Origin of the sequence: Bacillus sp. AFS073361 (assembly GCF_002567005.1) — a bacterium.
Classification (GTDB): domain Bacteria; phylum Bacillota; class Bacilli; order Bacillales; family Cytobacillaceae; genus Neobacillus.
On record NZ_NUZU01000004.1, the window covers coordinates 290,496 to 317,053 of the forward strand.

Here is a 26,558-nt window from a genome sequence, read left to right on the forward strand (position 1 = left end):
GATATCCTCCTCCATGCGGCGGCGGCTGATGACCTCCCCCATGTGGCGGCGGCTGATGGCCTCCNNGCCTCCTCCGTGCGGCGGCGCTTGTGTTTGTTGCCGGAGGGTGTGTTCATAAGGAGAATTAGGCATTCTTCCATGACCCTGAGGGTAATTGAAATGATCCAAGGTTATTAGCCCCTTTTATTTAATTTTCCCTTTAAGGTATGCGCCGTGCCTAATTTGGTGAGAAGTATCATTGAAAGTTTTGTTACTCTACTTTACTCGCCGCTAACTCCCTGATTTCCTCGGCTATTTTGTTCTGGATTCCTTCAACAACGGAAAAGTCCATCGCCGCAATATAGATTTCCTCTAGCTCATCATGAAGTTCCTTTGCCCGCGCTAAATAAGAGATTGCCTCGTTCATCTTATTTTTATAATTGGTTGAGATTTTAGTAATGATATCTTCAAAAATTTCATCTGTCCCTGGAGCGATTAGTAATTCATACATATCGATGATTTCATCGCCGTCTCGGCTTGGGAAGTACTCATGTGGTGCCGTGCTATCAAAAATCGCAATTCCAAGCTCCCTGAAAATAACCATATCTAGACTGTGCGGGTCAAAGCCGCAATGGTAAACTTCAACATCCACCCCTCTAGCTTCAGCCACTGCCGCAAGCTTCTTCAGCATCGTTGATTTACCAGAGCCCGGGCGCCCTTTAATGAAATAACGTTTAGGGATCTCTTCGGTTAAATTCGGAACATAATCGACCGCTCCCTTAGGCGTTGCTGCCCCTAAAAAGCGATGACGAATTTCTGATTTCTTACTAAGCTTCATTTTTCCAAAGAAGGAATCAATTAATTTGGTCGTTAATTGATCGGCTTTCTTAAAATCCATGCTATTAATATAGATCTTTTCCCAATCATCATGTATATCCAATGCTTCCTTAAACGTATCATAGGCCTTATGAAAGGACTGGCTGATTTGATTGGTTAACTTCAAGATGGTACTTTTATGGGTCGCTAAGGCACGCGCATTCCAAGCCACGCCAAGATTAATATACTCATCCACTGCACCTGGTGCTTTGGGTTCAATCACATGCGGGGCAGTTCCATCGACAATTCCCACCTTTAACGCAGGGATTAACACGCCATCAATGGAATTATTATCAGAAGAACAATGTAAGAATTCAACATCATAGCCCTTTTCAAGCCACTCATTGCCGATCTTTTTCATGAGTGAGGACTTACCTGTTCCTGGTCCGCCTTTTAGAATAAATAACCGGTCTAGATCTTGAAGATTGGAATCATATAAATTATGGAAACCTCTAGCTGTATTACCGCCAGCAAAGTAATTTTTAATTTTTCCTGTCACTGAGCAACACTCCCTTTTATCGTGACACTCGTAAGATAATTTCACCCTATCTTATGCGATTGCCACCTATAGGTGAGTGCCTAGGAAAAAAATCTTACTTAATGATTGGGACAATGTCAGCTTTTGTGACCTCTTGCAAGCGGGCAGGGGCTAACGCAATTTGGACACCAATTTTCCCGGCACTGACAATGATGGTATCCAGATCCCTTGCTTGTTCATCTATAAATGTCTTATACTCCTTTTTCATACCAATTGGTGAACAGCCGCCGCGGATATATCCTGTCCATTTCTGAATATCCTTGACGGGGAGCATTTCTATATTCTTTTCACCAGCTGCCTTTGCCGCCCTTTTTAAATCCAATTCTTCAGCAACCGGAATAACAAAGACATAAATATTCTTGCTGGCGCCCTGTGCCACGAGCGTCTTATAGACTTCCTTAGGATCCCTGCCTACTTTTTCGGCAACAGAGACACCGTCAATTTTTCCGTCTTTATGATCATAGGTAAGCATGTCATAGCTGACCTTTTTTGCATCTAAAATGCGCATCGCATTCGTTTTTGCTTGTGCCACGTTATCATTCCTCCCTGACTTTGAAGACTCTAAACTAGTTTCAAGCATACAGGTTTAGCAGGATTTACACAAAATCACCCAAAATCTGTCACCCATTTGTCACTCTAATAAACAATTATTATAGTACACTAAAATCAACAATAATAAATTACTTTCATTTCCAAAATAGATAATATCTTCTTTAAAAAAATCGTATATTCCATACTTCACATACGATCTTTTTAAGCCTATGAAAGATGATGTTTCTATCCTATTTTCCATGAGGTGAAATAAATGAAATACGATTTAGTCCTTTTGCATGCACCAAGCGTTTATGATTTTCGAAAAAACTCCCTGCTTGCCGGCCCCATCAGTGATGTAGTTCCCTCATCACCCGTATTTGAGATGTACCCAATTGGTATTACCAGTATCGCGGAATACCTGGAAAGGTACGGTCTTCGAGTAAAAATCATTAATATTGCCAATCGAATGCTCATGAGTGACAAATTTGATGTCGAGGCAAAGTTAAAGAACGTCCAAACAAGGGCCTTCGGGATTGACCTACACTGGCTTCCACATGCACACGGCAGTATCGAATTAGCCAAAGTGGTTAAAAGGCTGCATCCTGATATCCCCGTGATCTTTGGCGGCCTGTCTTCGACCTATTATCATAAGGAATTGATAGAATATCCCTGTATCGATTTTGTAATGCGCGGCGATTCCACCGAAAAACTGATGTTGCTATTGATGAATAAAATCGAACAAGGAAATACCCACTATGCTGACATCCCCAATTTAACGTGGAAAAAGGGCCGCGATATTGGCTGCAATCCGCTTACCTATGTACCAAAGGATTTAGATGATCTGGATGTGCCAGGATATCGCTATGCGATACGCTCGGTCTTTAAATATCGGAACTTCCTTGACCCGCTGCCCTACAATGGCTGGCTGCAGTACCCGAATACCGCCTTATTGACGGCGCGGGGCTGCTCACAAAACTGCCTGATATGCGGTGGTTCGAAGGATGCTTATAATCAGAACTGCAACCGTGGTGCGCTCGCCTTACGGTCACCTGAAAAGCTCATTGAAGATATTAAATTCATCTCCCGGTTTAGCCGGGCACCCATTTTTATCCTCCATGATTTGCGCCAGGGTGGACGTGAATATGTCAAAGAGTTCTTTAGCCGCCTGAAAGAACTCAATCTTAAAAATGAAGTCGTGTTTGAATTATTCCAGTATGCGGATGAAGAGTTCTTTAAGCAAATGAATGAAAGTGTTCCAAAATATAGTATTGAGATCACGCTTGAAACCCATGATGAAAAGATTAGACACTATAATGGGAAATTTAATTGTACCAACTCCAAAGTCATCGATACGCTCCTGTTTGCCTTAAAGCACGGCTGCAAAAAAATCGATTTATTCTTCATGGTTGGAATTCCAGGACAAACGTATGACAGCGCCTTAGAAAACATTGATTTCTGTGAAAAGATTCATCTTGCCTGTCATCAGGACAAACGGATTTTCTATTTTGTCGCACCGCTTGCACCGTTCCTTGACCCTGCCAGCCCAGCCTTTGAACATCCAGAACTGCACGGCTATAAAAAGTTCTGCCATACCCTTGAGGACCACCGCAAGGCGATCATTCAACCTTCTTGGAAGCATATGCTCAGCTATGAAACGAAGGATATGACCCGTGATGATATTGTGAATTTGACCTATGAATCTGCTAAACTACTAAATGAATTTAAATTAAAAAATGGGCTGATTGATGTAGAAGGGTATCGTGAAATTAATTGGAAGATTGAGAAATCGATTCATTATATTGAAAAGATAGACCATGTTCTCTCGCTTCCCGAAGAGCAGCAAGGAATTGAATTGGCGAAGATTCGAGTAGAAACAGAAGAGCTAAATAAATATAGTATTTGTGGAAAGAACGAGTTAAAGTGGGAAGTCCAAAAGAATTATGCTAACTTCTTTTCACTAACATTAGTTGGCCTTGAACAGCTATATGAGGATTATGCGAACAAGATTAGACATTTACTGCAGCCGAAACGGCGTCAGCAATTCCGGCTAGATCCTGAACAACGGAAAATGAAAATATAATGTTAAAAGGAGTTGGGGGGCCCCAACTCCTTTTTAAGTCAAACTGAATTAATGTCCGCCAAGATAGGCGTTTCTAATTTGGTCGCTTGAGTTAAGCTCTGCAGCTGTACCAGAAGCGACAATTTTTCCTGTTTCAATAACATAAGCACGGTCGGCAATCGAGAGGGCCATATTGGCGTTTTGCTCTACTAATAGAATTGTTGTGCCCGTTTTATTGATTTCCTCAATAATCTTGAAGATCGTTTTTACTAATAGCGGTGCAAGGCCCATGGACGGCTCGTCTAACAGTAATAGACGCGGCCTAGCCATTAATGCTCGTCCCATCGCAAGCATTTGCTGTTCCCCCCCTGAAAGGGTCCCAGATTGCTGCTTTTTACGCTCTAATAACCGTGGGAACAGCTGATAAACTTTTTCAAAATCTTCTTGAATTCCCTTTTTATCTTTCCTTAAGTACGCACCTAATTCAAGGTTCTCCTCCACTGACATGTTCGCGAACACGCGGCGGCCTTCCGGTACTTGTGAAATTCCCCGTTTTACAATTGATTGCGGGACCTTACCGGCTACATGTTCACTCTCAAACAATACTTCACCACTTTTTGGCTTCAATAGTCCGGATATGGTTTGTAAAAGCGTACTTTTCCCCGCACCATTGGCACCAATCAATGTAACAATTTCTCCTTGATTGATCTCGAGGGAAACACCCTTCAACGCGTGGATATTACCATAATAAACATTTATATCATTCACTTTTAGCATTAGGAGACCTCCTCTCCAAGATAGGCTTCGATGACTTTTGGATTATTTCTGATTTGTTCTGGTGTCCCATCCGCAATTAATTGACCATGATCAAGCACATATATGCGCTCACACACACCCATTACAAGGCCCATATCATGCTCAATTAAGAGGATTGTTAATGAAAACTTCTCACGAATTAACGCAATTAAGTTCATTAGTTCTTCTGTTTCCTGTGGATTCATTCCGGCAGCAGGTTCATCAAGCAGCAATAATTTGGGGCCGGCTGCCAATGCCCGGGCAATTTCAAGGCGGCGCTGCTGGCCGTACGGTAAGTTCTTCGCCTTTTCATGCATCACATTTTCCAACTTAAAGATTTTCAAGAACTCAATGGCCTTTTCTTCCATTTCCCTCTCACCAGCAAAGTGAGTTGGAAAGCGGAAGATCGAGCTTACCATCGAATGCTTTGCCAGCGAATGATAAGCAACTTTTACATTATCGAGAACAGACAGATCACTAAACAAGCGGATGTTTTGGAATGTCCGGCTGATTCCCTTTTTGGTGATTTTATACGGTGCTAAGCCATTAAGTTTATCGCCTGTTAACGAGATGGTTCCCTCCGTTGGAACATAGACACCTGTCAGCAAGTTAAAAAATGTGGTTTTCCCTGCACCATTGGGGCCAATTAAACCGACGAGTTCACCCTGATTTAATACCACGTTTACATCTGATACAGCTTTTAAACCGCCGAAACGGATCCCGACATTTTCAACTTTAAGCAACTGTTTTTTTGTTGTCATGCTGTACTCCTCCTTTAGCTGCCTTACCAACTTTAAAGAATGAGGTAATTTCTTTTGTGCCGAGCAGGCCTTGCGGACGGAAAAGCATCATCACGATTAGGACAAGACTGTATATAACCATCCGAACCTCTGGATAGCTAGATAGGTAAGTTGAAATGATCGTTAACAGGATCGCAGCAATCACTGCTCCTGACATACTACCTAGCCCGCCTAGAACAACGAATATTAAAATATCAAATGATTTCAAAAAGCCAAAGTTTGTTGGCTGGATAATATAAAAGTTATGCGCATATAATGCACCGGCAATTCCGGCAAAAAACGCACCGATGGCAAAAGCTGTTACCTTATAATAGGTTGTATTAATCCCCATCGCATCGGCAGCAATTTCATTTTCTCTGATCGATATACATGCTCGACCATGAGTCGAATTTGTAAAGTTCGCAATCACTACAATTGTTAAAATAACACAACCGATCAACCATGGCCATGTGGTAAAGTGGGAGACTGTCATTCCACTTGCTCCACCGACATAATCAATATTTAAGAAGACAATTCTTACAATCTCTCCGAATCCAAGTGTAGCAATCGCTAGATAATCACCTTTTAATCGAAGGGAGGGAATCCCAATAATGAGACCGGCTACTGCTGCAGCTACACCACCAACAAGAAGGGCCACTGGAAATGGGAGACTTAATTTCATTGTCATAATAGCTGAGGCATAGGCACCAACGGCAAGGAACCCGGCATGTCCAATCGAAAACTGACCGGTAATACCAATAATTAAATGAAGACTTACTGCAAGAATAATATTAATACCAATAAAAAATAGCGTATTTACATAAAACTGATTCAATGAACCACCATTAATTAAAAATTGCATGACGACCGAAAATATAACGGCTAAAACGATCGAGGTCCAGAAAAATTTTGCTTGTTTTAAAATTGCCATTGCTAAAAGACCTCCTTACACCTTTTCCCTGATATTTTTACCAAATAAACCAGCTGGTTTGAAAATTAAAATTAAGATTAGCACAACAAATGCTACACCATCACGCCATAGGGAGTAACCAGCAGCACTTACAAGTGACTCAATGACACCTAACAATAAACCACCGGTCATCGCGCCAGGAATAATTCCAATTCCGCCTAAAACAGCGGCAACAAACGCTTTAAGGCCAGGGATAATTCCCATTAACGGCTCAATTTTTGTATAGTATACCCCAAAGACGACGCCCGCCGCTCCTGCTAGGGCAGATCCGATTGCAAAAGTTGCTGAAATCGTGTTATTTACATTGATTCCCATTAGTCTTGCGGCATCCATATCATGTGATACAGCACGCATGGCTTTACCAATTTTTGTTTTATGCACGATAAATTGAAGCAAAATCATTAAGATGACGGATGTTCCTAAAATAAGGATGGACTGACCGCTGATTTTTACCCCTAAAATCTCAAGGGTTTTTAGTGGAACGATTCCATCTGGATAAGCTTCCGGCTGAGCACCGCGAATATAAATGGTTCCGTACTCGATAAACAACGAAACCCCAATCGCTGTAATAAGGGCAGCGATTCTGGTTGCATTTCGGAGAGGTTTATAGGCGATCCTCTCAATTAATACACCGAAGATTGCACAGGCAACCATTGAAATAAGTAATGCTGGGAAAAATCCTAAATCAAGAATAGTAATGGAATAAAAACCTATAAATGCACCAACCATGAAGACATCCCCATGGGCAAAGTTAATTAGTTTTACAATACCGTATACCATTGTGTACCCTAGGGCGATTAGTGCATAAATACTGCCCAAGGAAATTCCATTGACAAGCTGCTGTATTAATTCCATATGTCTTACACTCCTCTGGACCGACTTCAACGAATCTTTTTTTAAATACAATTAAACAACGTTTGCATAGTGGGAAACTTACATTTCTTTTAGAAAGTGGAATAGGGAGACGTTACGCTCCCTATCCCTTTGGCAAACTATGAAAATTTGTCTAGCAGATACAATTGAGCTAGCGTCAGCTCTAAGGCGCTTCCGCTTTTCTATTTGTCTAGCTGCAGCGCCTAGGGGCTCGGGGTCATAAGCCAATCCGTCAAGAAGGTTATAGAGCAACCTTCTCGCCGGCTCGTCTTATGCCTGTCGCCCCTGGGCAAGGCGCTTCCGCTTTTCTATTAAGGGTTGATCTTTGTCTTAAATTGTTGTTCACCGTTCTTATACTCAAGGATAACAGCGGCTTTGATTGGGTCATGGTTTTTATCAAGCTTCACTTTCCCTGATACAAGCTCTAATCCATCAGTTTCTTCAAGTGCCTTTTGAATTTTACTAGATTCACTGCTTCCAGCACGCTTAATCGCATCGGCAAGGAAGTATACTGTGTCATAACCTAGAGCTGTAAAGGCATCCGGTGATTTACCATCGTATTTTGCTTTGAATGCAGCAACGAATTCTTGAACCTTCTTATCACTATCACCTGAAGAGTAGTGGTTGGTAATAAATGTGTTATTAAGTGTTGGTGCCCCAGCGATTTCTACTAGTTTAGGAGAATCCCAGCCGTCACCACCCATGATTGGTACATTTAAGCCAAGCTCACGAGCTTGTTTGATAATTAACCCAACTTCTTCATAGAAACCAGGAACAAAGATATATTCTGGATTTGCCGCTTTAATATTTGTTAAAGTAGCACGGAAATCTGTATCTTTTGCCACATATGCTTCTTCTTTAACAATTTTCCCGCCATTGGCTTCAAAATTCTTTTTGAAAGAAGCTGCAAGACCTTTAGAGTAGTCACTTGAGCTGTCAATTAAAACAGCTGCACTTTTAACCTTTAAATCATTGGTTGCAAAGTTCGCGGCAACTGTCCCTTGGAATGGGTCGATAAAGCATGTACGGAAGACAAAGTCATTTAGCTTTCCGTCTTTACTTGTGATCGTAGCGTTTGTTGCAGTTGGTGTGATTAATGGAATTTTGTTATCTTGAGCAATCTGTACTTGAGCAAGTGTGTTTGTACTTGTTGCTGCACCAATCATTGCCACTACTTTATCTTGGGTGGCAAGTTTTAGTGCACCATTTGTTGCCTCAGCAGCATCCGACTTATTGTCGACTGTCACTAATTTTAACTTTTTGCCATTAATACCTTCTTTGTTGATTTCTTCGATGGCTAATTCAATACCTTCTTTTGCTGACTGACCATACGAAGCTACTCCGCCAGATAGTTCGAGGTTGGCACCAATTTTAATATCTCCGCCTTTTTCCCCATCACCACTAGTACTTGAGTTACATCCTGCCAACACCCCTGCTGCTACCATAAAAGACATAAATACACCAGCTAATTTTCTCTTCCTCATGACTTTCCCCCTAATTCTCTTGGAAATTTTCCCAACTACTTTTTGTCTAACTGTTTTAAAAAAAGATAATATTCTGAAAACATTGTACAAAATATTTAGGGGTTCGTCTAGTGGTATTGTACATTATTTTAAAATAATTTGCAATATGGTAAAAATACTGTTTTATCTGAACAAACTCTTTATTTCACTAAAGTTGAAAAGGATTTGCTTTTATTCAGTGGAAAAGTACTGTTTTTCAAATATTTTAGTTGAATACGTTTCCCTATTTACAATAAAAGATAGAGACTCCAAATTAAGGAATCTCTATAGCTAAAATTATTATACTAATTCTTTTCTTTTCGTTTCTTTTCCCAAAAAGAGGACCGAAAGAGCACCAATAAGGACGGCGATACAGAAAATCGTGAAGATGGTTGATATCGACACGTTTTTTGTCACCAGCGACCCAACCAATAATGGCCCTAGAACCCCGCCAATCCGACCAAACGAAGCAGCCATCCCTGTACCCGTTCCACGAATGATCGTTGGGTACTGTTCTGGTGAATAGGCATAAAGTCCGCCCCAGGCTCCAAGATTAAAAAATGATAATAGGATTCCTGCTGTCAGCAATTGGGCGGTGGAATCTGCCGTTCCAAAAAAATAGGCGCTGACTGCTGTTCCGAGTAAATAAACGACTAAGACAAATTTCCGCCCCAATTTTTCGATAAACCATGCGGCTGTGAAGTAACCTGGCAGCTGTGCCAAGGTCATTATTAACACATATTCAAAGCTTTTTACTAAGCTAAAGCCCTTCATCCCCATCACACTTGGGAGCCATAGGAACATCCCATAATAGGAAAAGACGACGCAAAACCAGACAATCCACAGCATCGCAGTCTGACGGCGATATTCCTTCGACCATAATTTTGCAAAGCTTTGAAATGCTGAGATTCTTTCGCTCTTCTTTAATGCCGTAAAGCGTGGCGAGTCAGGTAATCCCATTCGTAAATATAAGGCATACAAAGCAGGGATAGCACTGATAATTAAAGCAATCTGCCAGCCATATTTGGGGATGATAAAGTAGGAAATAAGGGCGGATACTAACCATCCTCCTGCCCAAAAACTCTCCAGCAGGACAACCACTCTGCCGCGTTTTTCAGCAGGGACACTTTCTGATACCAAGGTCGAGGCAACCGGTAGTTCCCCCCCAAGACCTGCGCCAATGAAAAATCTTAGTGCTAAAAAGGCTCCTAGTGTGGTTGTAAGGGCGGAAAGACCGCTCCCGATAGAAAATAATAATAAGGTGATGATAAATACATTTTTTCGGCCAATTTTATCTGCCATTAGGCCAAAAACAAGGGCACCAACGGCCATCCCGATTGAATTGATACTTCCAATCCAGCCCATCTGTCCAGGCGTTAGATTCCATTCTATTTTTAAGGCTGCGATGATGAATGAAAGCATGCCGACGTCCATGGCATCGAACATCCAGCCCATCCCGGCGATACCTAGCAATTTCCGGCCCGATATTTCCTTTTTGTTGTTCATGTCGATCCCCCTAAATTCGTAGCCATTTTTAACATTATTCCCTATATTTCTTAAGATTAGGTACAGAATAATTCTATTAATCATTAGTATTCTATCAGGTGTCTTTACAGTTGTCATTATTTATTGTCGTTTTTTGATAGAGGGTTTTGGGATTTTATTAGGAAGGGATATGAAATGGGGGGCATCAACCATTTATTCAAATAAACAGTCTCTACAGGCAATGAAAGCTATATAGAGCACAAAAAAGAGACTGGTCCCCCAGTCTCCACCTCATTCTAAATCCGCTTCCACATTTTTGAATTGATTATAAAACATACTATAATATTTACCTTTTCGGCTCATTAATTCCTCATGATTACCGTTCTCGATGATTTCCCCGTGGTCGATGACCATGATGGTATCAGCACCTTGAATCGTGTTGAGGCGATGGGCAATGATGAAACTGGTCCTGTTCTCCATCAAGGATAGCAAGGCCTCTTGAATATGTAACTCGGTTCGCGTATCAATGCTGCTCGTTGCCTCATCCAAGATAAGCAAAGCAGGCTTCGCCAGGATTACTCTGGCTATCGCTAACAGCTGCCGCTGCCCTTGACTTAAATTGCCGCCATTTTCGGTTAAGACCGTTTCGTATTGATTAGGCAGCCGCTTAATAAACGTGTCGGCATTTGCCATCATCGCCGCACGCTCGACCTCATCGTCAGTGGCCTGGGCATTTCCATACTTGATGTTTTCCTTGATGGTTCCTGAGAATAAGTACGTATCCTGGAGAACAAATCCAAAGCATCTCCGCAAACTATCACGAGTGTACTCACGAATATCATGACCATCAAGCAGAATGCGGCCGCCGGTCACATCATAAAATCTCGTCAGCAGGTTTACGATCGTTGTTTTTCCCGCACCAGTTGGACCAACCAGGGCGGTACTGCTGCCGATATCCGCTTCAAAGCTGACATTTTTTAAAATGGGAACATCCGGCCGGTACCCAAAACTAACATTTTCAAAAACAACATGTCCGCTTGGATTTTCCAAACGAATGGCCTGTGGATGGTCGAGCGGTTCCTCTTGTTCATCAATGATTTCAAAGACACGCTCTGCCCCGGCAACACCGGACTGAAGGATGTTGAAAATGTTTGCCAAATCATTTAACGGTCGGACGAATTGCCTCGAGTAGGTTATGAAACTGGCAATCGCCCCAATCGTGATGATGCTTTTCACCGCTAGGATTCCGCCTACCACAGCGACAACGGCAAAGCCTAGGTTATTAATTACGTTCATGATTGGCATCAAAAACCCAGACCAGATTTGCGCCTTAAGGCCGACCTCACGCAGTTTCGTATTGACCAGCTCGAACTCTTCGATGACCTTTCCCTCATGATTAAAAGCTTTAACAATTTCAATTCCAGAAATGGTTTCCTCAATATGTCCATTTAATTTTCCCAGCTGGATCTGCTGATCTTTAAAAAAGACACTGGTCCGTTTCGCAATCGTCCTCGTCAATAAAAAGACAAGTGGTACAGTGATTAAGCTGGCCAGCGTTAATAACGGGCTAATAAAGAGCATCAATATTAATGACCCGGTAATGATGACCAATCCAGACATTAATTGCGTCGTCGATTGAGAGATGGTGTTACTCACATTATCCACATCGTTGGAAAGCCTGCTCATTAACTCTCCGTGTGAACGAGCATCGAAAAACGATACCGGCAATCTTTGTAACTTTTTAAAAAGAGCATCTCTTAAGCGTTTGACAATCCGCTGCGATACACCTGCCATCAGCCAGCCTTGTAAAAAAGTAAGCAGACTGTCGATCACATAGACAGCGATCAAAATGACAATCATCACCTCAAGAAAGCTAAAATCAACTTTGCCGCCCTGACTGCTCATTGCATCAATTGCTTTCCCAATCAGGAAGGGGGCGAGCAGCATCAATGCGGAATCGACCACGATAAAAATAAAAATGACCGAAAGCATTTTTCGTTCTTCGCCGAAGTATGCCCACAGTCTTTTAAGTGTGCCTTTAAAGTTCTTCGGCTTCACAACTGGCCCGCGGCGATGGGCACCGCCAAATCCACCTGGTCTCATCGGCGGCGGGGTGGAGGCGGCCTGTACGTTTTCCTTTGACATTAAGGCGACACCTCCTTACCGACTTGTGATTGATAGATTTCCTTGTAGACGCGGCAATCCTTCAATAGATCCTGATGGGTTCCCACGCCAACTAGCTTGCCATGGTCGAGGACGACGATTTTATCGGCATCGATAATCGAAGTGATCCGCTGCGCAATCAACAAGCATGTGAGCCCCTTCGCATATTTCTTCAGGGCTTCCTTGATTTTTTCCTCTGTCGCGACGTCCACCGCACTTGTACTATCATCAAGTATCAATATTTCTGGTTTTTTCACTAACGCCCGGGCAATCGAAATCCGCTGCTTTTGTCCGCCTGAAAAATTAACGCCGCCTTGACCAATTCTCGTTTGGTAACCTTCCGGAGATCCCTCGATAAAGTCATGGGCCCCTGCGATGGTCGCGGCAGCTATTACTTCCGCGTCAGTTGCGTCTTCTTTCCCCCAGCGAATATTTTCTGCGACACTGCCCGTAAATAAAATATTCTTTTGCGGCACCATTGCAATTTTCTCTCGTAAAATCTTTGGGTCCACCCGTTTACTATCCACACCATTGACCTTAATCGTACCGCTCACAATATCATAAAAGCGGGGGATCAGTCCGACGAGCGTACTTTTCCCCGATCCGGTTGAACCAATGATGCCAACCGTTTCTCCGGGAAGAATAGTGAGATTAATATTTTTTAAGACAGGATCGCCCACACCGCCTTCATAAGAAAAAGAAACATCCTCAAATTCGATTCGTCCCTTTTCCGTAAAAGGTTCGTCTGCCCATTCCTTCCAAGTTGAGTGCTCCTCTTGCAAAAATATTTCATTGATTCTCCCAGCGGAGGCTTTGGCTCTAACAAACATATTAAAAACCATGGAAATCATCATCAGTGAAAATAAGATTTGTGTCATATAGTTGATAAAGGCAATAATATGTCCGACTTGAATCTCACCAGTATCTACGCCGTTTCCGCCGATCCAAAGGACAGCAACAATACCAAGATTGACCGTTAACATAATCAGCGGACTAAAGGTGGCCATCAAGCGGTTTGCTGCGATTGATTGCCATTTATAGTCGTCATTCACCACTTTAAACTTGTCAACCTCGACATCAAACCGATTGAAGGCTTTCACCACCCTGACACCGGATAAGTACTCTCGCATCACACTGTTCACCCGGTCCAGCGCTTTTTGGACGCGAGAAAAGCGGGGAAAGCCTAATCGCAGGTTAAAAATAATTAACAAGGCAACAATCGGGACCACTACAGCCAGAACAACCGAGAGCTGCAAGTTTAACCGCGTCGCCATAATCAACCCGCCGATTGCGAGTAACGGAGCTTTCACGAAAATTCTCATTAACCCGTTGACAAACACCTGAACCTGAGTTACATCATTGGTCAGCCTTGTCACCAATGAGGCGCGGTCAAATTTATCAATATTTTTAAATGAAAGCATTTGAATTTTTTTAAATAGGTCCGATCTTAACTGGGTCCCAAAGTTTTGAGAAACAATACTAGCCACCACGCTTCTAGTCGAAGCAGCCACAGCGCCGCCGGCTGTAATGAGCAGCATCACACCACCCATTTTCAACACATAATGAATATCCCTGTTAGCTACCCCTTCATCAATAATTTTCGCCATAATGGTGGGCTGCAATAAATCACTTAGGGCTTCCAACGTAAGAAATAGAACCGCTATGCTAAAAGATTTCCAGTATGTCTTTATGTATTTTGATAAAAATCCCATCCTATCACTCCAGCCTGTCGGAAATCCCTCTCTAGAGATATTATAAATTTTTTCCCATGATTAACCAACTAATTGACCTGCTATTTTCTTGGTATGCCCATAAAAAAAGCGGTCCATTGATGAATGGACCACTTGTCTGATTTATCTACTTTTGAACAGGGCTGAACTCATGCACCCAAACTCGCATTTGCGGCAGCCAAGGCATGCCAGGGTGATAGCTTAGGATCGACTGTTTATACTCTTCAACCGTCTCAAAGCCCTCGCGGCGGGCATCGTCATCTGTTAGTTCACCTAACGCTTGGGAATAAACGCGATCGACCACAAAATCACGGCCTTCTAGTGTCATGATTTCACCAGGGTCTGCATAGCGGCCATTACGGCGTGTCGCTGTTTTTTCACCCGCAAGAACTTTCTTCACATCGGCTTCCAGCGTTACTAAGCGATCGACCGAGCAAGTTTTTGGCGGCAGGGTATTGTTATCGTTTACAGTTGTCATTTTTTCTCCTCCTATTTCCAATTCATTTTTCTATATTAACACTATTGAGATGATTAAATCCAATTTTGAAAAGAATTTAAACCACTTGCCCGCCTTTATCACGATATTTAAGAATGCCTTCAGCCGCACGGTAGGCTAATGCACCGACTGTATCGGTAGGATTATAACCGGAATTGTGCGGAAACGCAGTTGCCCCTACAACAAACAAGTTATCATAATCCCACATTTGCAAATACTTATTTACTGCCGAGGTTGCAGGATCAGCCCCCATGATGACCCCGCCAGTATTGTGAGTGGATTGATAGGTCGTGATATCATATGGACCTAAATCCTTCATTGTATCAATATGATCTGCTCCCATTTCTTTGAGGACATCTGCACATTTCGAGGCAAGGAACTTGGCCAGATTTCGATCTTGATCTTCAAAATCAAAGGTGATGCGAATTAATGGATCTCCATAAGCATCTTTATAGGTTGGGTCAAGGTCCAGGTAATGGTGTTGAAAAGGCATGGAGGAACCTTGGGCACCTACGGATAAAAAGCGGTTCGCATATTTGACCGACTTCTCCTTGAATTCTTTTCCCCAGGTTGGTTTGCCGCCAGGAACCGGGTTATTTTGAATCGGTCTCATGCCCGTTTGGCTGAGTGATACCATTCCGCCATGGATAAAATTAACCTTAGAGTGGTCAAAATTATCCCCATTATAGTCATCCAAAACCATGCCAAGCGATCCTGCCCCTGCAAAGGTATTAAACTCCTTATCATCAAAAAAGCCAACCGCATTTCCTTTGATAACTTGATACGCATAATTTTTCCCAATGACACCTTTGCCCGTTTGTGGATCATAAGCTTTACCTACATCCGACATTAATAATAGACGGATATTATTAAACACATAACTAGTCATGACGACAATATCAGCCGGCTGCTCAATTTCCTCACCGGTGGTCACATCCGTGTACAAAACCCCCGTTACTTTATCGCCCTTTTTTAGGATTCTTCTGACATTGGAATGGGTTCTTATTTCAAAATTGCCTGTTTTGTGGGCGACCGGAATAACGGTCACCACCGGATCTGCCTTTGCTCCATATTCGCATCCAAAGCGCTCGCAGTACCCGCAATATTGACAGGCTGCCCGAGACACTCCATCTGGATTTTTGTAGGATTCTGAAAGATTCGCAGACGGCATCATATACGGGTGCAACTTCAACTTTTTCGCCGCTTCCTCAAACATCTTCAGCGGCGGCGACTTTTTCATTGGCGGCGTAGGATACTTATCCGACCGTTTACCAGCAAGCGGATTCTCTTCCCCGGAAATACCAGTCAGTTTTTCAAATTTATCATAATAGGGTTCTAGTTCATCATAGGTAATGCCCCAATCCTGGATGGTCATCCCGGCTGGAATTTTATTTTTCCCATACCTTTCGACTGTTTTGCTATAGATTTCAAAATCGTAGGGCAAGAAGCGGAAAGTCTGTCCGTTCCAGTGGACTCCCGAACCTCCTAGACCATCGCCAAGCAAAAACGAACCGTACTGCCGCATCGGCAAGGCACGAATTCTTTCATTTCCTCGGAAAGTAATCGTTTCTTTCGATAGATCTTGCATCATTCCATATCGTAATGCATAACGAAGTTCGTCATGAACCATAAAGTAATCTTCCGTTTTGCGTTCCTTACCTCTTTCCAAACCAACGACTTTCAGTCCCTTTTTGGTCAGTTCAGAAGCAATGATGCCACCTGCCCAACCTACACCAACAATCACTACATCGACTTTCGGTAATTTCCTTGCCATCGCTGCCACCTGCCTCTTCTTAGTTAGCTACCGCTTTTCTTAGTGTCTAGCTCTAAACGTGCGCTGCCGCTTTTCTTAGTGTCTAGCTCCAGCGCCCAGCGGCTAGTGTCCTTCGCTCTCCGCCCTACGATAAGTCAACATCGAATCGCTACGCTCTTCGTGTTTCCTTTATCTCGGTTGGAGTGCTCCAGGCCATACGCCGCTAAACGGGCGCTGCCGCTTTTCTTAGTGATTTAAATGATTTTTTAAGCTTTGTGGATTTATTTTTTTAAAGTCTTTTTCAATAATATCTGTGTAAGCCATTTGGCTGCCTGGATAGTTCCGCATTTTCCAGCCATTCATATTTTTATTTCCTCCATAGAGCGGGTCACTATAGGCTCCTTCAAGCGTTGCGCTCCTAAGTAATTGGAAGAATCCACTTGAAGAAATGGTGGTCAAATTCACCTTATCTTGTTCAAAATCACTCAGAATGGCGTCCTGTTCTTCCCCTTTTAGTTCCGTGAATTTTTTCTTATGGACCGCCATACTGTGATTTTGAAGTTCCCTTAGTCCAATATCAAAAATATCCCTGCGCCTTAAGCGGCCTTGATATCCTTGGACTTTTTCTCCTTTATAAAAAGGAGCCTGCATATATTCCCGAGCATTAAAGCCCCAATCACCAGCTAACTGGTGGTCAATGAAAAAAGCTACCCCAAGGGCTTTCGCACCCGGTCCGGACTCATCCTCAGGAAAAATCCGTTCCGTTGCAGCCTCGGTTAGTTGATATTGTTCAGGTGTAAAATACATCAGTGCCTGATTGAAATTTTCTGCCTCAGGCGGTGGTGCTTTCTGTTGTTTATCATTATTTCGAGGGATGAGACTGCCCAATACACCACCAACAGCTAGACCGCCAACAGTGAAGCCTGTATTACGTAAAAACTTCCTTCTTGATAAAGTTTCAGGATTCTGTTTGTGTTCTTCAGCCATTTTTAAACCTCCATGATTTTTCGACATTATTCTCAATCAACTAATTTTAATATGTTCCCAAAATAATCCACTAATACTTAGAAATAGCAGCGGAGAGAATAATTTTAAAAAAAGGAGGCATTTTTATGTTGAAACGAAAATGGAAAATCTGGGGCTTCCCGTTCTTTGGTGCGGTAATGATGCTAACAGCTTGTGCAAGTCAAAACGGAATAAAGGAAAATGAAGTAGGGGCTGCAGAAAATATCAATTATCATGATCAGTCAGTGAACAACAAAGGAAATGGACATGTCCAAAACCCAAATAGTGTTAATGTGATTCCAAGTGTCGACAGAGCCAAGAAAAGTACAACCAATCGGAACAGCCAAACAACCGAGGGGATGGGCGCTAATGTATATAGCCTAATTGGCAGCTCCAGTCTTCATGACGGCGGGATATCCTCTCATTTGGAATCACGCCTATCTGGGGAGGGCATCCCTGGGATCAAAGTATTTGTCCTAGATGATACTGTTATTTTGGCTCGTGCCAAACATGAAGCCACTTCAACTCGTTATGATGAACTTCAAAATAAGGTGTTAAAAAGCACCTCCGGCTCCTCAGGAAAGGGGAATCTTGACGGAGTGGACCCAGATAAGTTAAATAATGACGATAATCTGGATCGAGCAAAAGAAGTGATTGATAAGGCTTTTAACGGTAATGTTCAGGTTTTAACGATTACAAACCCTAAAGCATTGACGCTGATTGATGGAATCAAAGCCAATATCAAGGCGAAAAATCCATCCTACAGCAAGCTTTCAAGTGATATTATTACTCTTGTGAAAATGTCTAGTGAAAAGTAAACACAAAAAGGAACGCTCGAATCAAAAGTGATCCGAGCGTTCCTTTTTGTTCTTATTATTTACTTAACCCTTTGGATACCACACTAGAATAGGAACTGTAAACCTTAGAACCATTTACCGTACGATAAGCTCTTACTTTATAGTAGTAAGTCTTGCCCTTGGTTAATTTCGTATTCTTGTAGCTTGAAGAAGTGGTCGATTTTACTTTTTTGTAGCTGCCTGATTTTGAAGTGGCTCGGTACAGTTCATAACCGCTTGCACCACTTACTTTAGCCCAAGAAACTTTAATAGACGTACTGCTTGCTTTCGCAGCCTTCACACTTGTAGGTGTTTTAAGGCTTGGCTTCGCACTTACAATGCTTGAGCTTGGACTTACCAGTTTTTTACCTTCAATAGTTGTATATGCAACAACCTTATAGTAATAGGTTTTACCTGTAGTCAAGCTGCTATTAGCATAGCTAGCTGTGCTTCCGCTGACGGTTGCTACTTTGCTATAGGAACCGGTTTTAGATGTGGCACGGTATACTTCATAACCACTTACACCAGTTACCTTTGCCCAGCTGACGGTTAATTTATTGTAGTCAGAAGAAGCAGCTTTTACAGATGTTGGTGTAGAAGGATTTTTAACAAAACGTGCATATACGTTAGTGTCTGCCACAATCGGCGCGTTAAAGTCAAACTTGGTTTTAAAGCTTGCATCTTTATACCAGCCGAAGAAGGTATAACCTGATTTAGTTGGAGCTGCTGGAGCTGCTGCCTTTGAATTCTTAACTACGTCCGTTTGCTTAACAAGAGTGCTTCCGTTGTAGAATTTTACTTGATAGCCTTGGAAGATATTTACCTCTTTGATTGTCTTATTGCCTGCAATATCAACAAGTTCAAGAGTAAAGGTATTTTTACCAGGGGCTAGATCAAGCTTGGTAGAGACTTCTTTGCTAATACCCTTCATCTCAAAATGATCTGGATTAGTATCATTAAAGAATTCTTCGCTTCCATCAACAAAGTAGCGAATCTTGTCAAAGTTATCAGAAATCGTTGCTTTAAGGTCAACAGAGCTTACATTTGGTTTTACTTTTGACGGAACATCCACGCTGATTTTTGGTGCTGTTGTATCAACAATCAGATCTCGGACTAGGTAGGAAATCTTATTTCCGGCCACATCTGTACCAGAAATTTTAATATTATGAACACCATCTGATGCAACAGTGACAGTTGTGCTGAATTCATAACGTGCTTCCTCAGCATTAAATGTTAACTTTACAGGCTTCCCTTCAACAGTTAATTCACGAATTTTTGAATCATCTGTTAGATATCCCTCAACAGGCAATTTATGAGAATTGTAGACTCCTGTTGCACCAATGGAGGTAACATGAATAAATGGAATTGTACCATCATTTGCACCATTTGTTACGGTAGCTTCGGCCATACTAGAGTTACCTGCAAAGTCATAGGCAGCGACTTCTACTAACGCACCAGCTGCTGGAGTTTCTTTTAATGTATACTCTGTTTTATTGCCCGCTAATGGGAGTTCGTCATTACCATATACAGATTTACCATTTACCGTAATATCGTAATAAGCCACACCCGAACCAGTTTTGTCTGTCGACGCAACGGTTAGTTGGTTGCCATTTACGCTTGCTGTTACAGTAGGTGCAACTGTGTCAACTAGGACAGGGAATGTCACTTTTTGTGCATCTTTACCAGCATAATCAATAGTTGCATCTACTTCGTAGAAATATTCACCATCTGCAACTAGCTTGTTCTTTATTTTTCCGTCCCAAGCATTGGCAGGATTTAAGTAGTATTGAGCTCCTCTTCCGCCATCGTTAAAGTTTTTAGAGACAAGATTATCAGATTTAAGTTTGCGAAGAACATTACCATCTTTATCAACAATCTTGTATTCTACTGATTTAGCATTACGCAAGAAAGACAGGATTGGAATGGCATTATCATTCTGGCCATCACCATTTGGCGAAATAGCAATTTTATCAGCCTTTGCTGAATCATCTGCAGGATTGACACCTAAATAGTTATAGTTCTGATTACCATCTTCGTCCGTGCCAGTTGCTGTCAGCATACCAGTCCAGCCATAGAAGGAATCAGCAAATTTATCATCGTAAATCATTGAATCAATAATTGGTGACTTATTCCAATCACCATTGAATCCTACATATGGTACAGAAACCGTCGGATTTATATCGTTAACATCTGTTAACGTAACATATCCTTCCACGAAATAACCATTAGCAAAAAGGACATCTAACGGGACGTTATAAGCCCAGTCAACAGTATCTGTTAAATCAACAGTTACATCTAATGTCACACTGTCTTTCGCAGGGATCGTCAGCTCATCTTGGCTGAACGAAATAGGGAATTCACCCTTCCATGGCGCTGCTTCTGCTACTGTTCCGTTTTTATAAATTCCTTGAGACTCCAATTGATCTACAAGGTAGCCATTATCATCCTCTAGCACTAAATCTGTTAACACACTTCCGTCCACTTTATACGTAACAGCTTTGTCGGAGAAGTTTTGTGCTTTAAGGGTAAATGTTGCTTTGTTCCCTTTGATTTCTTTTAGTGCAACTTTTGCTTCATTTGTGGCAGCGTTGGTTACCACGATTGGTGTACTTAATGCAGCATGTAATTGCATCACACCCGCACCTTGACGACGTGGTGAATAAGGATTTTGCGTATACGCCACATTATATGTGCCCTTATCATCAATTACCTTGCTTGTGTTCATTAAAATGTTTTTGGCCATGCCCACTTTTGCTGCACCTGAAAGATCAGCAAAGTCCTCCTTCACCCGTTCAAGAACAAGTGCAGATCCACCAGAAACGTGCGGGGCCGCCATCGATGTCCCACTCATCACACCATAAGAGTTGTTATTAAGTGTGGAATAGATATTTCCACCTGGAGCAGTGATTTCAGGTTTGAAATCTAAATTAGATGTCACGCCCCAAGAAGTGAACGTAGACATTTGTCCAGCAGATGGATTTTGTGTTGTTTTCTTATCTCCTTGGAATTCAATCGATACTTTCTTGCCCGCATCTAATGCTGCCTTCATTGCATCCCCATCAGATTTTAAAGCAAATAGCTGTGGGATCTTGATTTCTGGAGATGTAGCCATGCTGAGTAAACCACTTGTGTTGTTATAAACGATAATTCCTGCCGCACCTGCCGTTTGGGCATTCATCGTTTTTTCAACAAACGTAAGGGTTCCACGTTTAACTAATGCGTATTTCCCAGTGAAATCTTTACCTGCAAAATCAGAGGGCTGTCCAATTCCCGCATCAAGAATATCAAATTTCTTTTGCTCTAATTTATTTGGATCTACGCTGCTTGAAGAAAGATATGGAGCCTTCCCAGCTTCCGTACCGTCAAATGAATAAGTAGCAGCATAAAGATCGAGATAGTTATTCTCGAGGGACGCAACCTGTAATGAGCTGTTTGAACTACCAGGTGTACCAACTACACCATAATCAGGATTTTCAGCTAACGGATTGCTATAGCCATCTCCCAAGTGGTTAGAGTTACCAGCGGAAATGGACATTAACACACCATTATCCACTGCTCTTTGGACAGCTTCTTGCTCTGGTGCATTCGGCTGAACGAAACCAGCTGTCGAACCTAAGCTCATGTTGATGACATCTGCGCCTAACTTAATCGCATCGTCGATCGCTTTGATTTCAATATCGCCCCATGTAGAAGGCATTTCTGGATCATTACCGAAAATTTTCAGAGCAAGCACTTGAGCTTCTGGTGCAACCCCTTTAATGCCACCTTTGCTTTCATCCCCGTTTGCTGCAACCGTTCCAGCAACGTGCATACCATGCATGGAAGCATCAGGACCTAGATCAAGAATTTGTGCATTTTCATCATAATAGTTATAACCGTAAGGAACTTTTTCAGTGTAAAACTTACCTTGCAAGCCCTTTTCGGCAACAGCAGCATCCACTTCTCCTTTGGTAAGTGCCGCTTTGGAACCATCTGTTAAAATAAAATCTTTGTGGCTCGGGTCAATCCCGGTATCGATAATACCAACGACCATTCCTTCACCTTTTTTACCGAAGTCTTCCCAAGCTTTTTGAGCCTCTACAATTTCTTTACTATATAACATGTTTGGCTCAATTTCGGGACGTTGATATTCAGTTGCAATCGACACATTTGCAACCCCATCTACTGTTTTAATGGCAGCGATTTGACCATATTCGACCACACCACTGAATCCATTAAATGTAGTCGTAAAGTTTTGTTTGAACTGCATTTTGATCGCCTTTTTGGCAAACTGGCCTTTTACAGCCTGCTGGGCATCTAGTAATTTATTTTGGAGTTGTGCTTTGACTGATTTTGATAGCTCGCTATATTTTTTCCCTTGCTTTGTTGCATATGTAATCGCAGGGTCACCATCAACTTCAACAATTACACGAACTTTATCTGATTTTCGGTAATTTTTTCCTGCCTCTTTTACTTTTACTGATTTTGGAAGTTTTTTCGAGGTACTAACTTTAGCTGCTGCTGTTGTCTTACTTGCCTTGCTAGTCTTTGGCAGTGAAGGTGCTGCTGCCGATGCAAAGCTCGAAAAGACCATTAAAAAGACCAAAAGTAACGGTAAAACTCTTCTGATTTTCAACCACTTTTCCCCCTTTATTATTTTTCTAGTAATTTATCACTCTACTAGAATAAAGTGATAAGCAAAATAACCTTATCCCCCCTATTTGTCCTATTCTCTTGCATAATTAAGTTTATTTATAATTAATAAAATAGTCAATAAATTTCAAATATTTATTCACCTATTTTTTGGAATATGGTGAGTCTTTTTACATATTGTTTTTTTACTCGCTTTTCATATTAAAAAAAGACCGAAAATCGGTCTATTCGCTATGCATTCAAATCTCTCTTCTTATAAAAAGTGAAGGTAACCACTAATAATAGGGCAGCTACGATTACTGATATAACAATATATAAAGGTTCAAGCCCACTGCCTAACATTAGATTCTTAGCTTCGAAATATTTAAACGGGGTAAAATATTTCATGCCTTCCATGTTCTCGTTCAAATCAATCACAATCGATAACATGTACGTTAGCAGCAAGATTCCCGTTGCCAGCGATGGGGATGTTTTCGGTTTCTTTTTTACGGCTGCCAGCGCACTGCCAATAACCAAGAACAAGACTTGTAAAATAAACATGCCCACCTGGGTAAGGACAATTTCACCATTAACAGCTTCACCCGCGCTGTTGTATTTTTCAATAAGGGTTATGGCTGAGATCAAGGTAACCATATTAAAAATAACGATATTCGTGAACGCAGCTAATAGTTTTGCCGTAATAATCTTCGTTCTAGAAACCGGTTTGACGAATAAAAACTCCGCTGTTTTGTCACGCTCTTCTTTCGCAATAATCGAAGCCCCAAGCATCGCCGCATGAATGGTCGCCATTAATAACAAATATATATACAGTAATGAATAATACCCGCTAATCTTCGATAAATCGACCACACCAAACCCCATGACCGCCTTTAGCGATTTAGGCAAATCAGCAATCAGATCATTGATGGATTGGCCCGATGAGGAATAGGCAGCGTATTTAGCCATTCCTGAAGCTACCATAAGCAAGACACCAATGCTCCAAAAAATCAGCGATTTTCGGTACGATTTCAGTTCCTTTACAAATATATTCATAACCTAATCCTCCTTTTCACAGCTATACAGCATGGATATCCTTTTTTAAATAAACGAAATAACTCACAGCGACTGCCAAAATGATAACCACGGCACCAGCCGCTAAAAAGGACACTTCATAGCCAGAATGTTTGATGATATAGGCGGTGTCAAAGTATTTAAATGGCGAAATATAGCGTTTCGATTCCTCACCATTCGTGCTGCTAAACATCCCCAAAAAGTAAAACGCGAATACGGTTGTAAGTGAAACGGAAAGGACAGATTTAATCTTTGGAACAATGACTGAAATCATTATTCCTAACGCAAGGAACATCAACTGAATAAAAAACATGGTAAGTGAAAGCATGATTAATATTTTTACACTGAAAGCGTCTGTCTTGACTTGAAATGTCACAATAATTGTAACCACCAGGTAAATGACATTTGTGATGACAATTGAGGAAAAAGCTGCAAGCAGTTTCGATGTCAATACCGCTGTCCTCGTAACCGGCTTGGTTAATAGAAAATCAGCCGTTTTCTCGCGGACTTCCTTGCTGACAATGCTTGTGCCCAGGTTCATCCCCTGAATCGCCCCGCACAAGGTAATGAACGATAATGGAAAACAATAGAAGCCTAAAATCGTAAAGAAATTGCCGAGGTTAAAACCGATCGCATTTCTAATCGCCTCAGGATATCCTTCCATGATCTTTTTAAAATCATCTGCATCCTTTGCAAAGGCAGGATAAAATGACATAAACAGAGCAATGATCAGCACTAAGGAAGCAGTCCAGATGATCGTTGATTTCCGGTACGCCTTCAACTCATGAAAAAATATATTCATAGTTTTCTAGGCCTCCTTCTCATAATAATGCATAAAGATCTCCTCAAGGTCTGGCTCTTCTATCCATAAATTCACGAGTTCAATATCGGCAAGTTTTTTCATGATGGCATTAATATTCCCTTTAAATAAAAAGCTGATGATGTTGCCTTTGACTTCTAAATTGTTGACGCCACTGATATTGAAAGGGTCCGTATCGAGCGGCACTTTCGTTTCCACTTTAAACTTCTTATAATTGTTTTCTTGTAAGGTACTAATCTTTTCAACGGTTACAATCTTACCTTCTTTAATGATCGCCACCCGGTTACATAAACGCTGCACTTCGCTGAGGATGTGTGATGAAAAAAGAATGGTAGCCCCTTTTTTATTTTCTTCTTCTAAGAGCTCAAAGAATTTCTGCTGCATAAGCGGGTCAAGGCCGCTAGTTGGTTCGTCGAGAATAATCAACTTTGGCTCATGGAGCAGCCCTTGAACAATGCCAACCTTCTTTTTATTTCCTAAGGAAAGATCATCAATTTTCTTATTAAGATCCAAGTCCATAATCGCAGCTAATTCTTTGATTCTTTTACTGCAATCTTTTTTATAAAAACTAGCTGAATATTTTAATAGGTCCTTAACCTTCATATTGTCATAGTAAAAAACTTCAGAAGGCAAATAACCAATTTCTTTTTTAATTTCAGGCGCAAATTGAACGGTGTCTTTACCAAAGATGGCAGCACTGCCGCTGGTTGGGTAAATCAGCGACAGGAGGGTCCGAATGGTGGTTGATTTACCTGCACCGTTTGGGCCAATGAATCCAAAAATCTCGCCTTCTTCCACATGAAAGCTAATGTCAGTAATCCCTCTTGATTTCCCATAGGTCTTGGTAAGATGGTTAATTTCAATAACATTCATTGTGACAGCCTCCTACTGTTTATAAAAACATTTAATCATGACCTCAAAATACTCTTCTGCTTCGGCTTGGATTTTTTGATAATCGATCTCGTGGCCGGGGGTTAACTTTGCTTTTTCTATCGCTTCATCACTCATTTTTTCAAATGTCCAACTGATCATTTTTATGATTTTCTTGAGATCGACATCCTCCCTAAATTTCGAATAATCAATCCCCTCATACGCCTTTTCAATATTGATATGCGTCAGTTCTGACTTTTTTTTATCAAACTCAGCCTTTATTTCAGCCGATTCGTCCATAAATACCTCTTGCATGAACTTCAAGATATCTGGATAAGTTGAGAGCATTTCCATTTTAACGATGATGGCTTGACGCATTCGGATAAAGAAATCCGTCTCTTGAAGATTAATTTTTTTGTAAAATTCGTCGATGATCAGTTCGTAGCAGTAATCAAAGACATAAAGGAACAATTGCTTCTTGTTTTGAAAATAATGAAACAGCAATCCCTTGGAAATACCTGCTTCTTTGACAATTTCATTCGTCGATGCCCGGTCATATCCTTTCCCGGCAAATTCCTTAATGGCAGCATTTATTATTCGATCTTGTTTTTCTTTATCTAAGTTGAGAAACTTCGAAAACATGGTTGCGGCCCTCCTTTTTTTGCATTGACCACATCAGTCAATCACATTGTACTCCCGTTGACTCAACTGGTCAATAGTGGTCAAGCTATATTTTTTACAAAATTATGAAATGGTCAGTTGATGTATAGTATGGCCTTTGGGGATGTGCTACGATGCAGGGTGAAGGTACTG

20 protein-coding genes are annotated in these 26,558 nt (G+C 41.6%); 2 read left to right on the top strand and 18 right to left on the bottom strand.

The window, feature by feature from the left end:
• Positions 1 to 250: 250 nt before the first annotated feature.
• Positions 251 to 1,354 carry a PRK06851 family protein gene (locus tag COJ96_RS03450; protein ID WP_098571591.1) on the bottom strand — a complete coding sequence of 368 codons (1,104 nt, stop codon included), beginning with the start codon at positions 1,352 to 1,354 and terminating at the stop codon, positions 251 to 253.
• A 94-nt stretch (positions 1,355 to 1,448) separates the two neighbouring features.
• Positions 1,449 to 1,925, bottom strand: coding sequence for a Cys-tRNA(Pro) deacylase (ybaK, locus tag COJ96_RS03455; protein WP_218936493.1), 477 nt, complete (start codon positions 1,923 to 1,925; stop codon positions 1,449 to 1,451).
• 273 nt (positions 1,926 to 2,198) lie between these two features.
• On the opposite strand from ybaK, the gene COJ96_RS03460 reads away from it, so the two are divergent.
• Positions 2,199 to 4,007: a TIGR04190 family B12-binding domain/radical SAM domain protein gene (locus tag COJ96_RS03460; protein WP_098571593.1), complete on the top strand. Its 1,809-nt coding sequence runs from the start codon at positions 2,199 to 2,201 to the stop codon at positions 4,005 to 4,007.
• Positions 4,008 to 4,055: 48 nt separating this feature from the next.
• Here COJ96_RS03460 and COJ96_RS03465 read toward each other — a convergent pair whose 3' ends face one another.
• The 11 genes from COJ96_RS03465 to COJ96_RS03515 all read right to left on the bottom strand — a co-directional run bounded on the left by COJ96_RS03465 (position 4,056) and on the right by COJ96_RS03515 (position 17,519).
• Complete coding sequence (locus COJ96_RS03465) at positions 4,056 to 4,763, bottom strand: ABC transporter ATP-binding protein (RefSeq protein ID WP_098571594.1); 708 nt, start codon at positions 4,761 to 4,763, stop codon at positions 4,056 to 4,058.
• Complete coding sequence (locus COJ96_RS03470) at positions 4,763 to 5,542, bottom strand: ABC transporter ATP-binding protein (protein ID WP_098571595.1); 780 nt, start codon at positions 5,540 to 5,542, stop codon at positions 4,763 to 4,765. Before COJ96_RS03470 ends, COJ96_RS03465 begins: the two co-directional genes overlap by 1 nt.
• Positions 5,517 to 6,491, bottom strand: a complete 975-nt coding sequence (locus COJ96_RS03475; RefSeq protein WP_098571596.1) for a branched-chain amino acid ABC transporter permease — start codon at positions 6,489 to 6,491, stop codon at positions 5,517 to 5,519. Before COJ96_RS03475 ends, COJ96_RS03470 begins: the two co-directional genes overlap by 26 nt.
• A gap of 15 nt (positions 6,492 to 6,506) precedes the next feature.
• The gene (locus tag COJ96_RS03480; protein ID WP_098571597.1) at positions 6,507 to 7,385 is read right to left on the bottom strand and encodes a branched-chain amino acid ABC transporter permease; all 879 of its coding nucleotides are present in this window, start codon (positions 7,383 to 7,385) and stop codon (positions 6,507 to 6,509) included.
• A gap of 329 nt (positions 7,386 to 7,714) precedes the next feature.
• Entirely contained in the window at positions 7,715 to 8,887 is a 1,173-nt protein-coding gene (locus COJ96_RS03485) for an ABC transporter substrate-binding protein (protein WP_098571598.1), read from the bottom strand.
• A gap of 318 nt (positions 8,888 to 9,205) precedes the next feature.
• Positions 9,206 to 10,411, bottom strand: coding sequence for an MFS transporter (locus tag COJ96_RS03490; RefSeq protein WP_098571599.1), 1,206 nt, complete (start codon positions 10,409 to 10,411; stop codon positions 9,206 to 9,208).
• A gap of 270 nt (positions 10,412 to 10,681) precedes the next feature.
• Positions 10,682 to 12,535 (bottom strand): ABC transporter ATP-binding protein, encoded by a 1,854-nt coding sequence (locus COJ96_RS03495; RefSeq protein WP_098571600.1) that lies wholly within the window; start codon positions 12,533 to 12,535, stop codon positions 10,682 to 10,684.
• On the bottom strand, positions 12,535 to 14,265 hold the full coding sequence (locus COJ96_RS03500) for an ABC transporter ATP-binding protein (RefSeq protein ID WP_098571601.1): 1,731 nt from the start codon (positions 14,263 to 14,265) through the stop codon (positions 12,535 to 12,537). Before COJ96_RS03500 ends, COJ96_RS03495 begins: the two co-directional genes overlap by 1 nt.
• Before the next feature lie 145 nt (positions 14,266 to 14,410).
• The gene (locus COJ96_RS03505) at positions 14,411 to 14,761 is read right to left on the bottom strand and encodes an ASCH domain-containing protein (protein ID WP_098571602.1); all 351 of its coding nucleotides are present in this window, start codon (positions 14,759 to 14,761) and stop codon (positions 14,411 to 14,413) included.
• A gap of 76 nt (positions 14,762 to 14,837) precedes the next feature.
• Entirely contained in the window at positions 14,838 to 16,553 is a 1,716-nt protein-coding gene (locus COJ96_RS03510) for a GMC family oxidoreductase (protein ID WP_098571603.1), read from the bottom strand.
• A gap of 225 nt (positions 16,554 to 16,778) precedes the next feature.
• Entirely contained in the window at positions 16,779 to 17,519 is a 741-nt protein-coding gene (locus COJ96_RS03515) for a gluconate 2-dehydrogenase subunit 3 family protein (RefSeq protein ID WP_098571604.1), read from the bottom strand.
• A gap of 125 nt (positions 17,520 to 17,644) precedes the next feature.
• Between COJ96_RS03515 and COJ96_RS03520 the strand changes: the two genes are divergently transcribed.
• The gene (locus COJ96_RS03520; RefSeq protein ID WP_098571605.1) at positions 17,645 to 18,355 is read left to right on the top strand and encodes a hypothetical protein; all 711 of its coding nucleotides are present in this window, start codon (positions 17,645 to 17,647) and stop codon (positions 18,353 to 18,355) included.
• A gap of 55 nt (positions 18,356 to 18,410) precedes the next feature.
• Here the strand turns inward: COJ96_RS03520 and COJ96_RS03525 are convergent, their stop codons facing one another.
• From COJ96_RS03525 to COJ96_RS03545, 5 genes are all read right to left on the bottom strand, one after another.
• Entirely contained in the window at positions 18,411 to 22,988 is a 4,578-nt protein-coding gene (locus tag COJ96_RS03525; protein ID WP_098571606.1) for a S8 family serine peptidase, read from the bottom strand.
• Between the two features lie 248 nt (positions 22,989 to 23,236).
• On the bottom strand, positions 23,237 to 24,037 hold the full coding sequence (locus COJ96_RS03530) for an ABC transporter permease subunit (RefSeq protein ID WP_098571607.1): 801 nt from the start codon (positions 24,035 to 24,037) through the stop codon (positions 23,237 to 23,239).
• A gap of 22 nt (positions 24,038 to 24,059) precedes the next feature.
• Positions 24,060 to 24,857: an ABC transporter permease subunit gene (locus COJ96_RS03535; protein WP_098571608.1), complete on the bottom strand. Its 798-nt coding sequence runs from the start codon at positions 24,855 to 24,857 to the stop codon at positions 24,060 to 24,062.
• 6 nt (positions 24,858 to 24,863) lie between these two features.
• Entirely contained in the window at positions 24,864 to 25,748 is an 885-nt protein-coding gene (locus COJ96_RS03540) for an ABC transporter ATP-binding protein (RefSeq protein ID WP_098571609.1), read from the bottom strand.
• Between the two features lie 12 nt (positions 25,749 to 25,760).
• Entirely contained in the window at positions 25,761 to 26,387 is a 627-nt protein-coding gene (locus COJ96_RS03545) for a TetR/AcrR family transcriptional regulator (protein ID WP_098571610.1), read from the bottom strand.
• Positions 26,388 to 26,558: the final 171 nt, after the last annotated feature.

Bases quoted from the DNA above. Each gene is read 5' to 3' on its own strand.
- COJ96_RS03520 (WP_098571605.1), top strand. From the start codon at position 17,645: ATGTTGAAACGAAAATGGAAAATCTGGGGCTTCCCGTTCTTTGGTGCG.
- COJ96_RS03465 (WP_098571594.1), bottom strand. From the start codon at position 4,763: ATGCTAAAAGTGAATGATATAAATGTTTATTATGGTAATATCCACGCG.
- COJ96_RS03485 (WP_098571598.1), bottom strand. From the start codon at position 8,887: ATGAGGAAGAGAAAATTAGCTGGTGTATTTATGTCTTTTATGGTAGCA.
- COJ96_RS03535 (WP_098571608.1), bottom strand. From the start codon at position 24,857: ATGAATATATTTTTTCATGAGTTGAAGGCGTACCGGAAATCAACGATC.
- COJ96_RS03470 (WP_098571595.1), bottom strand. From the start codon at position 5,542: ATGACAACAAAAAAACAGTTGCTTAAAGTTGAAAATGTCGGGATCCGT.
- COJ96_RS03490 (WP_098571599.1), bottom strand. From the start codon at position 10,411: ATGAACAACAAAAAGGAAATATCGGGCCGGAAATTGCTAGGTATCGCC.
- COJ96_RS03460 (WP_098571593.1), top strand. From the start codon at position 2,199: ATGAAATACGATTTAGTCCTTTTGCATGCACCAAGCGTTTATGATTTT.
- COJ96_RS03515 (WP_098571604.1), bottom strand. From the start codon at position 17,519: ATGGCTGAAGAACACAAACAGAATCCTGAAACTTTATCAAGAAGGAAG.
- COJ96_RS03500 (WP_098571601.1), bottom strand. From the start codon at position 14,265: ATGGGATTTTTATCAAAATACATAAAGACATACTGGAAATCTTTTAGC.
- COJ96_RS03495 (WP_098571600.1), bottom strand. From the start codon at position 12,535: ATGTCAAAGGAAAACGTACAGGCCGCCTCCACCCCGCCGCCGATGAGA.
- COJ96_RS03510 (WP_098571603.1), bottom strand. From the start codon at position 16,553: ATGGCAAGGAAATTACCGAAAGTCGATGTAGTGATTGTTGGTGTAGGT.
- COJ96_RS03475 (WP_098571596.1), bottom strand. From the start codon at position 6,491: ATGGCAATTTTAAAACAAGCAAAATTTTTCTGGACCTCGATCGTTTTA.
- COJ96_RS03530 (WP_098571607.1), bottom strand. From the start codon at position 24,037: ATGAATATATTTGTAAAGGAACTGAAATCGTACCGAAAATCGCTGATT.
- COJ96_RS03545 (WP_098571610.1), bottom strand. From the start codon at position 26,387: ATGTTTTCGAAGTTTCTCAACTTAGATAAAGAAAAACAAGATCGAATA.
- COJ96_RS03505 (WP_098571602.1), bottom strand. From the start codon at position 14,761: ATGACAACTGTAAACGATAACAATACCCTGCCGCCAAAAACTTGCTCG.
- COJ96_RS03480 (WP_098571597.1), bottom strand. From the start codon at position 7,385: ATGGAATTAATACAGCAGCTTGTCAATGGAATTTCCTTGGGCAGTATT.
- COJ96_RS03540 (WP_098571609.1), bottom strand. From the start codon at position 25,748: ATGAATGTTATTGAAATTAACCATCTTACCAAGACCTATGGGAAATCA.